The sequence below is a fragment of the Halobaculum limi genome (assembly GCF_029490015.1).
Taxonomy (GTDB): Archaea; Halobacteriota; Halobacteria; order Halobacteriales; family Haloferacaceae; genus Halobaculum; species Halobaculum limi.
On the sequence record NZ_CP120468.1, the window covers coordinates 801,061 to 815,998 of the forward strand.

At 59.4% G+C, this 14,938-nt stretch carries 15 protein-coding genes and 1 tRNA gene; 14 read left to right on the forward strand and 2 right to left on the reverse strand.

Features of this window, described 5'->3' with window-relative positions; genetic code table 11:
• Window positions 1–416: 416 nt before the first annotated feature.
• From P0D77_RS03985 to P0D77_RS04030, 10 genes are all read left to right on the forward strand, one after another.
• Window positions 417–830, forward strand: a complete 414-nt coding sequence (locus P0D77_RS03985) for a DUF8023 family protein (RefSeq protein ID WP_277554891.1) — start codon at window positions 417–419, stop codon at window positions 828–830.
• A 24-nt stretch (window positions 831–854) separates the two neighbouring features.
• The gene (locus P0D77_RS03990) at window positions 855–2,375 is read left to right on the forward strand and encodes a hypothetical protein (protein ID WP_277554892.1); all 1,521 of its coding nucleotides are present in this window, start codon (window positions 855–857) and stop codon (window positions 2,373–2,375) included.
• Window positions 2,376–2,464: 89 nt separating this feature from the next.
• The gene (locus tag P0D77_RS03995; protein WP_277554894.1) at window positions 2,465–4,054 is read left to right on the forward strand and encodes an Env/VP5 family phage fusion protein; all 1,590 of its coding nucleotides are present in this window, start codon (window positions 2,465–2,467) and stop codon (window positions 4,052–4,054) included.
• The gene (locus P0D77_RS04000; RefSeq protein ID WP_277554895.1) at window positions 4,054–4,257 is read left to right on the forward strand and encodes a hypothetical protein; all 204 of its coding nucleotides are present in this window, start codon (window positions 4,054–4,056) and stop codon (window positions 4,255–4,257) included. Before P0D77_RS03995 ends, P0D77_RS04000 begins: the two co-directional genes overlap by 1 nt.
• Window positions 4,258–4,421: 164 nt before the next feature.
• On the forward strand, window positions 4,422–5,372 hold the full coding sequence (locus P0D77_RS04005) for a hypothetical protein (RefSeq protein WP_277554896.1): 951 nt from the start codon (window positions 4,422–4,424) through the stop codon (window positions 5,370–5,372).
• 24 nt (window positions 5,373–5,396) lie between these two features.
• Window positions 5,397–5,960: a DUF8063 family protein gene (locus P0D77_RS04010; protein ID WP_277554897.1), complete on the forward strand. Its 564-nt coding sequence runs from the start codon at window positions 5,397–5,399 to the stop codon at window positions 5,958–5,960.
• Window positions 5,961–5,962: 2 nt separating this feature from the next.
• Window positions 5,963–6,832 (forward strand): hypothetical protein, encoded by an 870-nt coding sequence (locus P0D77_RS04015; RefSeq protein ID WP_277554898.1) that lies wholly within the window; start codon window positions 5,963–5,965, stop codon window positions 6,830–6,832.
• A gap of 23 nt (window positions 6,833–6,855) precedes the next feature.
• Entirely contained in the window at window positions 6,856–7,953 is a 1,098-nt protein-coding gene (locus P0D77_RS04020; protein ID WP_277554899.1) for a helix-turn-helix domain-containing protein, read from the forward strand.
• Between the two features lie 127 nt (window positions 7,954–8,080).
• Window positions 8,081–9,016 (forward strand): restriction endonuclease, encoded by a 936-nt coding sequence (locus tag P0D77_RS04025; RefSeq protein WP_277554900.1) that lies wholly within the window; start codon window positions 8,081–8,083, stop codon window positions 9,014–9,016.
• A 329-nt stretch (window positions 9,017–9,345) separates the two neighbouring features.
• Complete coding sequence (locus tag P0D77_RS04030) at window positions 9,346–9,840, forward strand: hypothetical protein (RefSeq protein ID WP_277554901.1); 495 nt, start codon at window positions 9,346–9,348, stop codon at window positions 9,838–9,840.
• 645 nt (window positions 9,841–10,485) lie between these two features.
• On the opposite strand, the gene P0D77_RS04035 is transcribed toward P0D77_RS04030, so the two are convergent.
• A tRNA-Lys gene (locus P0D77_RS04035) sits at window positions 10,486–10,559 on the reverse strand.
• A 105-nt stretch (window positions 10,560–10,664) separates the two neighbouring features.
• Between P0D77_RS04035 and P0D77_RS04040 the strand changes: the two genes are divergently transcribed.
• On the forward strand, window positions 10,665–11,945 hold the full coding sequence (locus P0D77_RS04040) for a M20/M25/M40 family metallo-hydrolase (RefSeq protein ID WP_277554902.1): 1,281 nt from the start codon (window positions 10,665–10,667) through the stop codon (window positions 11,943–11,945).
• Between the two features lie 15 nt (window positions 11,946–11,960).
• On the opposite strand, the gene P0D77_RS04045 is transcribed toward P0D77_RS04040, so the two are convergent.
• Window positions 11,961–12,686: a DUF7119 family protein gene (locus P0D77_RS04045; protein WP_277554903.1), complete on the reverse strand. Its 726-nt coding sequence runs from the start codon at window positions 12,684–12,686 to the stop codon at window positions 11,961–11,963.
• Between the two features lie 164 nt (window positions 12,687–12,850).
• On the opposite strand from P0D77_RS04045, the gene P0D77_RS04050 reads away from it, so the two are divergent.
• The 3 genes from P0D77_RS04050 to P0D77_RS04060 all read left to right on the forward strand — a co-directional run bounded on the left by P0D77_RS04050 (window position 12,851) and on the right by P0D77_RS04060 (window position 14,929).
• Window positions 12,851–13,486: a non-canonical purine NTP pyrophosphatase gene (locus tag P0D77_RS04050; protein WP_277554904.1), complete on the forward strand. Its 636-nt coding sequence runs from the start codon at window positions 12,851–12,853 to the stop codon at window positions 13,484–13,486.
• 126 nt (window positions 13,487–13,612) lie between these two features.
• Entirely contained in the window at window positions 13,613–14,335 is a 723-nt protein-coding gene (locus tag P0D77_RS04055) for an Nmad3 family putative nucleotide modification protein (protein ID WP_277554905.1), read from the forward strand.
• Window positions 14,336–14,431: 96 nt separating this feature from the next.
• Window positions 14,432–14,929 (forward strand): hypothetical protein, encoded by a 498-nt coding sequence (locus P0D77_RS04060; protein WP_277554906.1) that lies wholly within the window; start codon window positions 14,432–14,434, stop codon window positions 14,927–14,929.
• Window positions 14,930–14,938: the final 9 nt, after the last annotated feature.

Consider the following 14,938-nt stretch of genomic DNA (forward strand, 5'->3'; position numbering starts at 1 on the left):
TCGCTCATTTAGAGTATTTATTGGTGATATACAGATTTTTCATACGGAATACGCGGTCAATCGAAGCATGATATGGGTGGATTCATCGAGTGAATCGCTCAGTTTCGGGTTCTTCCGCGGAAATTGATGTGTGGAAAAACAACAGATCATACGGAATTGTTCTTTGAGGGGTGTCTGTTTTGGAATCGAAGGGTGAAACTGAGCGATTCGCCGGGTGAATCCACTCATCAAATCGGTAAATTCTGTCTGCAGCGTGTTGACCGGCTAGTAGAGAAGCATCAAAAGCTTGTCATTTGGGTATGTTGAGTATAGTTGGCGGATTGGCGTTATTAACTTCGCCAAACAGTTTAATAATTCTGGATCGGAGTGTAAAGTGAGACAGCAACAACGCGAAACAAACTGTCCAAACCAAAACCATGCTAACATCCAAAGAAGAACTCCGAATCAGCTTGTGGAACGCGCTGTTCGCGGTCGCCTTTACCGGCGGTCTGGCAGCGGGCGCAGGCGTCGCAGCACCGCTCCTTGAATTCATGCAGTCCCAAGCGTTCTCGCTTGGTGACCTCGGGACAGTATCCTGGGGTCTCATCGGCACAATCGGCTCAATAATTGGCGCAGCTGTCACAAACGAATTCAACTACAGCGAATACGCAAACTGGCAGCGAGTTGGTCTTGGCGCCGCAGGCGCCGGGCTTCTGTCCGTATTCCTGAGCGATACAGTCAACGAATTCGTAACTTCGAACGTCTGGATCGGTGTAGGGGTTGTCCTCGCCGGTGCAGTCGTCTACTTTGTGATTAGTGTCGCCGACGCAGAAGGGTCGGTCATCAACTAACACAAACCTCTGATGTCTACCATTTTGCGCGAGAAGAAACTGCTGAGCTTGCTGCTGGCGATAGTACTGACAGTCACCACGGCTGCCGTGCCGCTCGCAGCAAGCACTGCACCTGCTGACTACCCGAACAACACTCCGGAGACAGTCGATCCTGACACTCGCAACCCTAATGCCGTCACCGTCGCTGAAGGCGGCGGGTCAGTAACCTTCGAAGTCGTCGATACTACCCCGATCAGCGGGTCAAGCCCGATCACGAACCCAAACGGGACAACCCCGCACGAAATGGAGCTTCGTGTCGCTCCGAACGGAAGTACAGTGCGTCTTCTCGACGTGACCTGGGATGCTGCCGACGGAACCGGCGCTTGGGAGGCGTCGAACGCCACAGATGGTGCGTACATCTGCGATAGCACTGACGGCATCTCGAGCACCTACGACTGGTGCGATGTCGAGGACGGGACTACGCATACGTATTCGCTGTCAGATGTACCATACGGAGTTGCAATTGATGAAGATAGCTACCCAACTGTCGGTGACTACGGATACGAAATCAGGCATCTGAGTGGCTGGGGCGACTGGCAGGGCGAGATCACCGTTGAGTATCTGTACAACGGCGAGCGCGAATCTGTGACGCTTGACGTGGATGGTGACTGGGACGATGATGGGTACGGTAATTGGGCAGACGACTACCCATTCACTCGCCCGCGAATCGTCGATACCGTCCCTATCTCCCCCAACGACAACGTTTCGAGTGTCACACTGCGCACGCAGACAGTGGCGAATGTGTCTGCAGTGTACGGCGACCAAGGTGGCCGGGAACTGAACGATTCGACGTACGCACGCCACCTTGACCCGTCAGACGAGTACGGTGTCGTTTTGCTTGATGAGATGCCGTCATCAACTAGCTGGCTGCAAGCTGCGTGGTACGACGGGGCGTTGGTCGGTAGTCAAGGACTGTTCGGCGGGGCGAATTACAACATGCTGTACAACGAGTCGTTGGCGATGCCGCGTAGCGACTGGGTCATCGACAACGACGCCGTCATCAACACCGATTCGATGCGGTATGTGGTGGTGTACGGTCATGGTGACGGGATCTACGACAGCGTAGATATCGACTACAGCACCGGCGGTACTCGCGAAGAATACGTGCTGCCGGTCAATCGCTCTCGAGGCACACCAGAGACAGTAGATGTAGCTCTCGCTACTGGGGAGTCAGAAGTGGAAGTGCAGGTTCGTAACGCGTCGTCGGGTGCGTGGACGATCCTCGACACGCAGATGTACGCCAACGAGTCTGCACACACAGCCTCGTACAACATCTCCGAGGAGTACCGTGAGGTACCGCACGATACGTTCCGAGTGATTGTGCGTGGTGATGGTGCACAGGATGCATCGCTGACGTACATGCGTGCAGGTGGTGGGGCTGGCGCTGGACCGGGCCTTGGTGTGCCGCTGTGGCTCCTGCTGTTGGTCGCGGTGGTTATCGTAGCCGGCACAGCCTACCACTTCTCGACAGATGATGATGAGTTGGATGGCTCCCCACGTTGTTAAATCCAAGCAAGTTTTTAATAATAAATAGAAGACAGATGGGATTACACACACGAACCACGCTCAAAGCACTCCTTGCTGCTTTACTCGTTGTGACGGCCTCGCTCGGTGCTGTACCCGCAGCAGTATCAGCAACACACGACTGCAGTGGCCTGGATATGTCCATTGCGACGTTCGCCGCCGGTATCGACGCGATCATTATCGGTGACCCGATTGACTCGGTGAATTACGACAAGTGCGGGCGCACGCACAGTAGCAGCTCTGTCCAAGTGATGAAAGAACTGGACGCGGAGCAAGAGTGGGGTGACTACTACCAATCGTACGCCACCTCGCACGAAGAACAGCGACAAGAGCACGCTAAGACGGTGAATAGCCTGCAGGATTCGGACACCGTCGTCTGGACTCGCATGCAGTTCGATGCGAACCAGGACTACAAGGACGGCAACTTGACGCTCGCGCAGTACCAACAAGCCGGATATTCCGCTGCCCGTGACTACTACGCTGCCCAGCAAGTACTGGCGCTGGAATCAGCGGAGACACATATGGGCGACATTTCCTATCAAATCAACCGCGCAGAAATGGAAGACGGGATCGGCGCAAACGAGACGCTGAACGTTGGACTCGTCACACAGGACGGCACCATCGTCGAGGGAGACGCCATCGAGAACGAGTCGTACACGTCCGGATCAGAGAACGTCACATACCGCCTCGCGAACGGCGAACAACACACGATCCAGGTTCTTACCGTGACCGACACGGACACCGGTGACACCACAATCCTGTCTCCTGTAGACCCCAAGTTCGTTGTTGAGCCGAGCAGTTACAACGGGTCGTTTTCGGTGCAGTACCGCGACTCGTGGACGCCTGCAGACGGCAATACCGCTGGCAGCTGGGGCGAGAACACTAACGGAACGGCGCTAGTTGCGGTTGCGCCACCAGACTCCAACTCATCGGATACTGTGGCGTACGACCCGTCACTGTACAATAACGAATTCTACCGGATGGACACGTCCCGTGAACAGCTCGAAGACAACTTCGCAGGGTTCGCTGAAGGTCTCTACCCTGCGTTAGAAAACGGAACTGTAACACCCGATGAAGCGACGCCCGCAGCAGGATGGATTGACGCTACAGACCCCTCCAAGCTCGAAAATCACTACATCTACAAGGTCGCTACGCTGTCGTCAGCCGGCTGGGAAACCCCCGACCTGAACCAGACGGGGACGATGACGCTGCAATACCAGGGCAACAACTACACCGGGCTGCTCGTCACGGAGACTAGCCCTGCGGGTGGGTGGGTTGTCGGCACTGAGTACAACACCAGCGACGTAGATGGTCGCGAGTCGTTCATCCGCACTGACGGAGGGACGGTTGACCTCGAAAACGACACGACATTCACTATCACGTCGGCGACTGGGCCGAATGGTGAAGCGCTAGATACGGTCTCGACGACCCGTCCGACGCGTATCACGTACAACAACAGCGAGTACATCGCAATGCTCGACAACATCGAAACGTACGCCGAGGAGATCGAAGAGCGCGAACCCGACGGTGGAGGGGCTGGCGATGGTCCTGGTGTCGCGTGGTGGCAGGCCGGATTGATCGCTGCCGCCGCCTTCGGTGCTCTATACGCTATGAGTATGCGACGGGACGATGATGAGCGCCTGTACGGGGGGCAGCGCTGATGTGGTGGATCGCACTGAAGCTTCTCGGACCGTTCGCTCGAGGCGCGCTCGGCTCGTTGATTAAGCTCGTGTTGCTGGTTGTGCTGATTGTTGCAGTAGGATATGCAGCAGGCGTGGATGTCGCGTCTGTCCTGATCGACTTGGTCAACCAGTTGATTCAGGACGCGATTGATGCAGTCATCAGCAAAGCATCTCCGTTCTAACCCACGGTTTTCTCGAAACGTTACTAGGCGTTCTCCGGCGCTCTACCCCCTGCGGTCGGCTAGTTCAGATATTTTGGATAGTGCGCCTCCCGAAGTGTTATTAACTCAAGCCTCTGATTTATTAACAGAGCAGTAAGGATAGAATCAACTGCCAATACTCGAAAATGAAACACTACACAACATCGCTCGCCACACTCCTCGCCGTTCTCGCACTCGTAACTGCGGGGTTCGGCGGAGTCGCGACAGCACACACAACCAGTAGCATCGACGCCGGCACAACCACCGATGGAAACGTCTCAATCACCGTCACAGACGCCACGATCGATACCAGCGATGGATCGCTCGCGGTCAATATCGACGTGCACAACAACCGCACCAGCGAGACGGTGAACGTCACACAAATCGAATGGATCGACAGTGACGCCACCAACACGACCTATACCCTCAGCTCTGCTGAGAGTATTAGTGCTGGGACCTACAGCGTGCTTTCGACTGCATCGAGCGGCGCGAGCGCTGACCGGTACCTCGGGGAACCTGCCATCGGTAGTCTCGATGGAGACCTGGTCGTGCACTACACCGTTAACGGCACCTCGTACAGCGCAACCACGTCGGTGAACCTGGACGCTGACGCTGACCAAATCCCAGACAGCGTAGACACCTACCCGACAATCGGGGAGGAAATCACGACGCACATCGTGAACACGAGTGAGGGGTCGCCCGAGAATGCTGAAGTCGCATTCAACGGCTCCACGGGATCTGCTGATGTCACGATCTACAAATTCAACACGACCAACAGCGTGTACGAACAGGTCTACAGCGAGTCTGTAGACACCGCGAACGGCTCCGTAACTGTGTCGTACAACATTTCCAGCGCCGTTGATGGGGATGAGTATATGATCTCGACGCACGGTCCAGCAACAGTCGATACGCGCGGACTCACCTACGCAACCGATAGCACGACTACCACTGAGGACTCGACGACCACGACCGACGACGGTGCGAGTGGCGGTGGTGCTGGTACAGGCCCCGACTTCACTGACACAGAAATCGTTCTCGGAGGGCTCGCCGTGCTCGCTGCTGCTGGCCTACTCCTCGCTGGGCGCAGCGACAACTAACCCTCTCTTGAGGTGTTTTTGTTTATGAGTAAGACCCGTGTTCTGAGCGTTTTCGTAATCATCTCTGTAGTGTCGATGGTCGGTGCGCTGCTGATTGTCGGAATTGCGTCTGCACAGGAGACACAGACCCCGACACCAGCACCGACATCGACTCCCGCAGAGAATACTAACGCGAACAATTCAGACACAGATAGCGGACCGACTGTACTGCACACAATCGATCACGTCACGATTCACAACATAGACTGGCGAGAAGACAGCGTCGCGATATCCCTCTCAGCCCAGAAACCCGATACAATCACCGTCACCGACTACGCTGGAGACCGGTACTACTGGCAGGACTACGAGATCGAACAGGGCCGGCAAACCATCGTGCATGAGTATCGTGGAGACGCTGGACACGTGTCCTTCGGCGTGAAATCAGCGCGAGAGGGTATCGAATTGAGTGAAAACACTCGGTTCGTGATGCCTGGGGCGAACGAAATCGCGACCCTGCTGATGGGAGTGACCGTGTCGTTCGTCCTTGTGGCTGCGTTCAAGCTGCGTCGCGACAGGAAGCGCGAGAAAGGAGCCAAGAGGGTGTTCTAACTATGAGTGAAGGCAATTCCTCAACGAATGACGGGGGATCGCGTGTTGGGGCAATTACGGGCGCTCTGAAGCGTGCAGTGATTTGGGTGGCGTTGTGGCTCAAAGCACACCTCTTGATCATCGCAGTCATCGCTACCGGCATCGTCGGCATGCTCGAATACGCAGGCGTACAGACCGGTATCCCACCAGCACTCGCACCATACACGATCTACCTGACGCTCGGTGTCATCATCGGATACTACCCCGCACAAGCGTTCCTTGACTGGGTCGAGAAACGTTTCGGGGTACCACTGCACGACGTTGACCCCGGGTCCGGCGACGCAGGCGGGTACATCCTTTCGCCAGAACGTTGGAACAACATCACGGTCGAGGCACCGCACAGCATCGACAGCGACGGAGAACTCGTGTACGAAGAAGTCGGGAAGGACGCACTGCACAAAATCAACACTAAACTCGGGGTCGGGTACGAGTGCACGCGCTACGATAATTCGACAAATACGGCGCGCACCAGCTGGATGGCCGGTGCCTCACCCACCGAGGTTCGCGCATTCAAAATGACCCTGAAACGCGTGGAGACCACACTCTCAATCCTCGCAGACCTGGGCATCGAAGAATCAATCAACCGCACCCCAATCGTGCGTGCCATCACAGAGAAACTCGCGCGCTATATGGTGCGTACACACCAGCAGGGCACGATCCCGAACGGAGACGAAATCGATGGTGTGGTTTCCGATGTGATGAGCGAGCAAGTCGGTGCAGACTGGCAAACGCTCGAAGACAAGGTCGAAGACCGTCTTCCTGAGAAGTTCCGTGGGGATTCGAACGGTGGGATGTACGGGCTCGACAACCGGAGCGGGGGTGAAGAGCAGTGAGTGATGATGGGAAGAGTCGTCCTGTGGAGGCAGAGTTCCGCGAGTACGCGCTCGGTCGGTTGCCCGACCAGGAGCACCGAGATGTACACCCTGTTGTTGGGATGATCCCGGACAAAGACGTGCGTCACTACGTGATGTTCTGCGCGGAGGCGTACGACCCTGGAGCCCCCGAGTACGACGGGGTTGATATGCCGCGAGACTTCTGGGACACCGATTTCGCCCAGGAGATCATCCGAAAGTACGGCACAGACGTAGGAACGACTGCGCTTGAGATGGGCAATATCGGTCAGCTACAATATTTCAGCGGGCTGGTCGGGTATAAGAGCGACGTGTCGGGAATGCAGACGCTGATGAAGCTCCAGCAACTCATCGAGAAGTTCCCCGTTTTTATCCTGTACATCTACGCTGCAATGGGCTTCGGTAAAACTGACTTCGCGCTGCTGATGATCGAAGTATTCCATTCGGTCTACGGCGAGGAGAACGTCCTCACGGCTTCGAACATCGGTTCGTGGGACGAGGGAGGCGAGTACATCGATTCCTACGAGGACTACATTGCGTGGCTGAAGGAGGGCCGTGACGACGACAACCACCGCATCTTCATCCTCGACGAAGGCTCACAGAACCTCACAGGAAGCGGCTCTGATCAGAAGAACCAGCAGACCCTCGCGAAGATGCTGAAGCTCGCCCGAAAGTACGGAGGACACCTGATCATCATCGGACACGACGGCAAAGACGTCGGCCCGGGAATCAGAGCACTCGCGAGCGCTGTTGTGCAGAAAGACTCGAAGAAAGAAGCGACGTTCTATCACGACGTGAAGGATCGTCAAGGGATTGGGGAGATCTTGTCGCTCTCGAAAATCCCGCAGACCTCGATGACCTACGACACAGAGGATATCTCTACGTGGTCTATGGGTGAGGAAGACGACGATGGAGAGGAGGTTACGCAGGCTGACCTTGACGAGCTTGAGGAAGCTCATGAGCGGCGTATTATGGCGTTGTTGTCGGTGACGACAGATATGAGTCAGGCAGAGGTTGGGTCGCTGTATGGTGTTAGTGACCGGACTGTACGTCGGGCGAAGCAGAAGTATGGGGATGAGCTCGCTGATCTCGGCTTGGTCTAAATCGTTCTGTGGAAACAACTTTGATCCATTGTTTCGCGGTTGCGCTGAATACAGAGTGCACCACCAGCACTCGCTGATGCCTGAAATTAGTGGATATTGTTATTTGTGTGGTGTTTTATGTGCCGGTGTGGCTGGAGATGAAACTGAAAGCGGTGGGGAAGACGTTTGGACTGATGTTGATAGTGATGTGTATGAGGAGATTGTAGGCGGTATTGAGGAGTCTGAGGGAGTGGAACGGGTAGAGAACAAGTATGATTTGTCATTAAATCACGGTGGTTCAAAAGAAGTGGACGTGGCGGTGTGGACAAACGCGAACCACCATCATATATTCATCATAATTGAATGCAAGTTTTGGCAGAACCGTGTTCCTCAATCTGTAATTGCTGAAACAATTAGCAATGTGGCGAACTCAACCGCCGACAAAGGTGTGGTGGTTGCGAAAAGTGGGTTCCAGAGCGGGGCGATCGAACAAGCAGAAGGTGCTGGCGTCGATCTCTACACGCTAAGAGAGATAGAAGATGGTGACTTGGAAGGGCGTATCCAGACAGTCAATACTCGAGTTGAGTTCAAGTCGCCTGAATTTGAGATAGAGGATACTGGTGTGTCGCCAGTAGATTCAGACTTATCTGATGATGAAATCCGTGAGGATGTCGAACAGTCGGGCCACCTCACTCTTGATGAGCTCGACGTGTATGACCGTGATAGGACTCCCACTGGCGAGACTGTGCAGGACCTCGCACGAAAGCTCTCCACAGGTAAACAATCTGGCAAATACACGGACAATTTCGATGATAAGCTGATTGTTCTCAATCATACGTTCTACAGTCTTGACTACCTCGAGTATATCGTCCGGTCTGACAGCGAACGCACATCTTCGTTCAACGGGTCACGAGATGTGAACGATTTGTATGACTTAGTACGAATCAACACGATTCGGGAGCAAGAACTCGCCCTTGGCGATATTGCGGAAGATGGTACTCATGATCCAATAGAATTTGTTTCAATTGATGACGCACTCGCCGCCTTCACAGGTCAGACTGACGAAGAGGAAGACGAACATTGAGTTTACAAGCACTATTCAACCCTCTCACCAAACCGGTATGATCTGCTTGCTGCCTCGCGCACGTGGGTGCGGGGGCGCGCGCATTTGGTAGGGAGACCGCCGCCTGTCTGCCGTTTTCCCCGACTACGTCTATCGATTTTACCCTTCGAACCGGACATTGGTATTGGCTAATGTCTGCAATCCGGACATTGAATAGCCGATCATCGGTATTCCACGGGAAGAGTGCTTGTACGCCAAGCACTCAGGTTGAGAAGAAACCGCTGTGTATGATGGGCTGCAGTCCAGTGGACACTCCTGTGTTTGAATAGTCTATCACTCGAGTGTTAACTATGGCCGAAACGAACGAACTTGACCCAGCGCACATCGGCACTGTGGGTGAAGCACTGTTTTGTGCTGCCTATGCACCACCTTCACCGATCCCACACATCCTCCTCGACCACATTGAGGAGATCTCGCCTGAATGGGTGACACCAGAAGAAGGCTCTCTCAGAGTCTTCAACTCTCAAGACAACCACTATTTCTCAATCGAGGATGCTAATGGTGAGACAACACGCTGGGAGAAAGACGCGGAGATCTCATATTCTTACTTCGCGAGAGATGGTGACACAGTCCCTGAGGACCACCAGCTTGGAGGACAGTGGATGTTAGAGTTCCCCGTTGAAATCAAAACCGGGCCCAGGGCCAAAGTCGAAGCGAACCAGCGGACTGTGATGGAGTATCTCGCTGCGAATACAGACTACCAGCCGATCATAGTTCGACTGGGCTTGGATGGTATGCCAGACGAATTTGTTGTTGAGGAAGTGGAATTAGTTCAGTCCGACTGAGTTCCCCGATCGCTTGCTCCACTAGCTGACTGACGCTGTTCGGCGTATGAGTGTCTGCGTAGCTTCGTGGGTTGAGAAGAAGTTGCTGTGTGAAACTCTCGGTGTTAGTCAGTACGCCGTCGTAGTCCCTCGCACAGGTCTTCTAGTGCTTCAACGACTGTGTCGCCGCGTCCGTGCACGCCATTGTGTTTAGCTACGATCTGATCTTTGTCGAAGTGCCAAAAGCACGACACGCCCATCTTTCTTGCTCCGAACAGTCGTTCCGACTCTTCTTTTGACTCCACGCGTGTGTTTCCGGTAGTTGTGTCTGTCGCGCCGGACTTGCCGTCTGCCCACGGACTGGTTTTCGCGTCCATACACCTCAACTGTCGGGGGCTCACTTGATTCTTTCTGTGAAATTGACACGAACACAAGTGTCTGTGTGCGGTGTTTGTGTGTGGTGATTGTGTGCGAAACGTGTGTCGCACGCCGCCCAAGAATTCGCCTATCTGATACGAACTATTAAGATCACTCACGGAAACCACGATACAGCGACGACACCCGCACCCCCGACGTGCGAACTACCACACGTCAATGCCTCCACGCAGCATCGACATCGCTACCCTCTCTCGGTTTTGCGATGCTCCGCGTCACACCCTGAAAAAGCGGGCTGGGAGGGATTCGAACCCCCGACCGTCCGGTTAAAAGCCGGACGCTCTCCCTAACTGAGCTACCAGCCCTCACTCGGTCTTGCGGTCGGGTGCGCATAAGCGTTTACGAACGACAGCGACGACGGTGCCTTCCCGCACCCACACGACCTTACCACTCCGCGTCGACGACCACGTATGACCGTCCCCGATCTTCGGGACCTCACCAGCCGCCTCTGTTCGTTCGATACGACTGGCGGCGCGGAGGCACCCGCCGCCGAGTGGCTTCGTGGCCGCCTCGCCGATGCCGGCTTCGAGACGTACACGTGGGAGGCCGACGCCGCGCGACTGGCCGAACACCCGTCGTTCCCAGACGACCCCGAAGATATCGACACCGCAGACCGCCCCAGCGTTGCGGGCGTCCTGGAGTTCGGCGACCCCGACGCCGGCCCGACCTTGGTACTCAACGGCCACCTCGACGTGGTCCCCGCAGACGACGATCTCTGGACGAGCGACCCGTTCGACCCGGTGTGGGACGAGACCGACGACGGCACGGAGACGCTCACCTGCCGTGGGGCCGCCGACATGAAGGCCGCCGTCGCCGCCTGCGTCCACGCTGCCCTCGACGTACGCGAGTCCGTCAAAGCCGGCGAGTTGGACCTCGACGGCCGCGTCGTCGTCGAGGCAGTCGCGGGCGAGGAGGAGGGCGGCATCGGCGCGGCGGCGGCCGCACTCGACTCGCCGTACTCGTTCGACCGCGACGCCGCCGTCGTCGCCGAACCGACGGAACTCCGCGCCGTCACTGCGACGGAGGGCACCGTGATGAAGCGCCTCCGCATCTCGGGGCGGAGCGCCCACGCGGCGACCCGCTGGAACGGCGTCGACACGCTCCCCCTGTTCGAAGAAATTCGACGGGCGTTCACGGATCTGGAACGCGAGCGATGCGAGCGCGTCACCCACCCGCTGTACGAGGAGTTCGAGGTTCCGTGGCCCATCGTCTGCGGGCGCGTCGAGGCGGGGTCGTGGGCGTCGACGGTGCCGGGGACGCTCACCGCCGAGTGGCGCATTGGCGTCGCACCCGGCGAGACGGTCGACGAGGTGGAAGCCGAGTTCGAGGAGCGACTCGCCGCGGTCGTCGCCGAAGACGAGTGGCTTCGGGAGCATCCGCCCGCGTTCGACCGCTTCTCAATTATGTTCGAACCCGCAGAGATCGACGCGGACGAACCCGTCGTCACGTCCCTGCAGACGGCGATGGAGGCGGAAGGCCTGTCGGACACCGCACCGACCGGTGCGACCTACGGCGCGGACAATCGCCACTACGTCGCTGTGGGCGTCCCGACCGTCGTGTTCGGCCCCGGTACCATCGACCAGGCGCACTTCCCCGACGAGACCATCCGCTGGCCGGAGGTGGAGACGGCGCGAGATGTGTTCGCGGAGACAGTCGTGCGGTTCCTCGGTGACGGAGAACGGCCGACGTAACTCGGGGACTCGACCTTACAGGTACTCGTCGAGGGCGTCCGCGACCACCTCGCCCGGGTCGCGGTTCTCGATAGATGCGCGGTCGCGAAGCAGTCGATAGGTGTCCAGCGGCAGGTCCAAACGGAGCGTCCCCGGACTGACGTCTTCCTCCCGGAGCGCCGCCTCGGGGTCGACGTCGTCGTTGACCGCCGAGGCGACACGGCGGACCTCCCGGACGGTCAAGTCGGCGTCGAGGACGGCCCACGCCAGCGTGAAGCGGGCGTCGCCGGCGACGCGAGCGATGTGTTTGGCGGCAGTCGGCGCGATGTGGCCGCGAGCGACGTGGCGACGAATCGACTCGGGGAGGTCGTGGACCCGTGCCCACTTGCGGATGAACGACACCTCGACGCCGTCGCCGGCGGCCTCGGCGGCGGCCTTGTACGATCCGTGCCCGCGCACGAGCGCCGCACACGCCGCGGCCCCGCGGAGCATCACGACGTTGTCGTCGCCGCCGACCGCCTCGGTCGCGAATCGGTGGACGGTGTCGGCGGCGGCGGCGAGGCTCTCCTCGTCGTCGGGGTCGAAGCGGGCGGCCTCTCGAGCCCGCTCGCCGGTGACCGCAGGGTCGCCGCGGACGACTGGCTCACCGACCTCCGCCTCGCGGTCGACGGGTCGCGGGGCCGACCCACGTGGTCGCTCGCTATCGCCTCGCTCGCGACGGCCGTCGTCGTCCCGGCCGTCGCCGGGCCGCTCGTAACTCATTACCGTCCCGTCGAAGCCGTCGGGGCAAAAGGCTCTCGGGGGTGGCCAACTTCGCCACACGTCCGTTGCCGGTGCGACCGATGTCTCGCTCTCGCCCGTCGACTTGGCGTCTCCCCACACCGCGTATCGACGCGGCTTTGCCGAGGCCGGCCCGAGCGGCCGATATGCTTCGGTACGTCACGACGAACGCGGGGAAGGTCCGAGAGGCACGCGAGTACCTCGGCGATGCGGTGACGCAACTGAACTTCGACTACACCGAGGTCCAGGCCGCCGATCTCGCACCCATCGCCGCCTACGGTGCCCGGGAGGCGTACCGCCACGCCGACGAACCCGTCCTCGTCGACGACGCCGGCCTGTTCGTCTACGGCTTCGACGGCTTCCCCGGTCCGTACTCCGCGTTCGTCGAGGACACCCTCGGCGTCGAGGCGGTCCGTCGCCTCGTCACGAGCGAACTCGACGACACCAGCGCCGAGTTCCGCTGCGTGCTGGCGTACTGCGACGGCGAGGCGTTCGACGCCTCCCCAGACCCCGTCGACCGCGACGACCGCGTCGCCGCTGCGGCCGCCGGTCCCGACGCCGGCGAGGAGGGGGCAGAGGCGGATGCACTCCCCGTGAAACTGTTCGAGGGCGTCGTCCGCGGCGACATCGTCGAGGCGCGCGGCGACGGCGGCTTCGGCTACGACCCAATCTTCGAGTACGACGGGTCGACGTTCGCGGAGATGGGGCCCGACGAGAAGAACGCCATCTCCCACCGCGGGCGGGCGTTAGAGAAGTTTGGGGAGTGGTTTCAGGAACGGTAGTTCCTGAACGCAGACGAGGCCAGAGCGTAGCGAGGGTCTCGGCGTGGTTCGCCGACCGGTAGGGAGGCGAACTACAGAAGTCGAGCGAACGCCGCGGTTTTACGCCGTTCGCCCGTTCCACCGCGTATGCCCCGCGCGGTCGCCATCAACGTCGCCGCCAACACGAACCTCCCGGGTCGCCGCGGCCCCGTTCGCTCCGATGGGTCGTTCGTCTACGTCCCGATTCCAGAGCGTGAGCCGACGGGCGAGGCGGTTCCGACGTACGCCGACCTCGACCTCGCGCCGTACGTCCCCGACGACGCGGCCGACCTGCCGGTCCACCTCGACCCCGAATTCGCGGGTGCGCTCGGCTGCGACGCCTACACCTACGGCGACCCACACGGCGTGAAAGCCGGGCCGCTCTCGCGCCTCGACCCCGGAGACTCGCTGTACTTCTACGCGACGCTGACCGTGACCGACGACGACGCCGACCGCGCCGATTGGCTTCCCCCGGACTGGGGGAGTTTCCTCGTCGGCGAGTTCCGCGTCGCGGAGGTGCTCACCGGCGACGACTACCGCGCGGCCGACGACGCGACCCGCGAGCGATTCGCGTCGAACGCCCACGTCAAGCGGGAGTCGTTCGACGCGGCGGTCCTCGTCCGCGGCGACCCCGACGCCTCTCGACTGTTCGACCGGGCGGTGCCGCTCTCGTCGCCGACGGGCGGCACCGACGCGAATCACCTCGTCACCGACCTCTCTGCCGACTCGGGGAAAGGTCCGTGGTGGCGACGCGTCCTTCGGTACGACGCCGACGCGACGGCGACGCTCCGGGAGCGAGTCGAGACGGATCCCACTGTGTGGGTCGAATAGCGGCCGGACTGGCGACCGGTACGTGCGCCGGCCACACGTCGGACGTGCGTCGGACGCCGCCGCGGGCTTTATCGCGTCTCCTCGGCGTGTACGCGTATGCGATCGAACGCGACACGACGCGCCCTCCTCGCCGGCGTCGCCGGCGCGGCGACGGTCGGCCTCGCGGGGTGTGCAGGGGCCGCGGGTGGCGACGCCGGGAACGCCGCCGACGCCGGCGGCAGCCTCGGCGACGGGAACGCCCGCCTCGCGTACGTCCGTCTCGTCAACCGCCACGCGACGGCCCACACCGTCCACCTCCTCGTCCAACGCGCGGGCGAACCAGTCCACTGGTCGAGCCACGACCTCGCCGAGAGCGACGCCGCGAGCGGAGAGGCTGCTCGGACGGTCGACCGAACGTGGGGCAGCGACCCAGGCGCGTACTCCGTGTACGTCCGCCTCGACGACGCCGACGAGTGGACGGAGGTGTCGGTCGGCGACGGGTCGGCCGACTGCTACGGAATCGAGACACGCATCACAGCCGAGGGCGGCGTCGAGTCGCTGTTCGCACGAAACCCCGAGGGCTGTGGCGGGTCGACCGCGAGCGACGACGCCTGAAGCGATCTA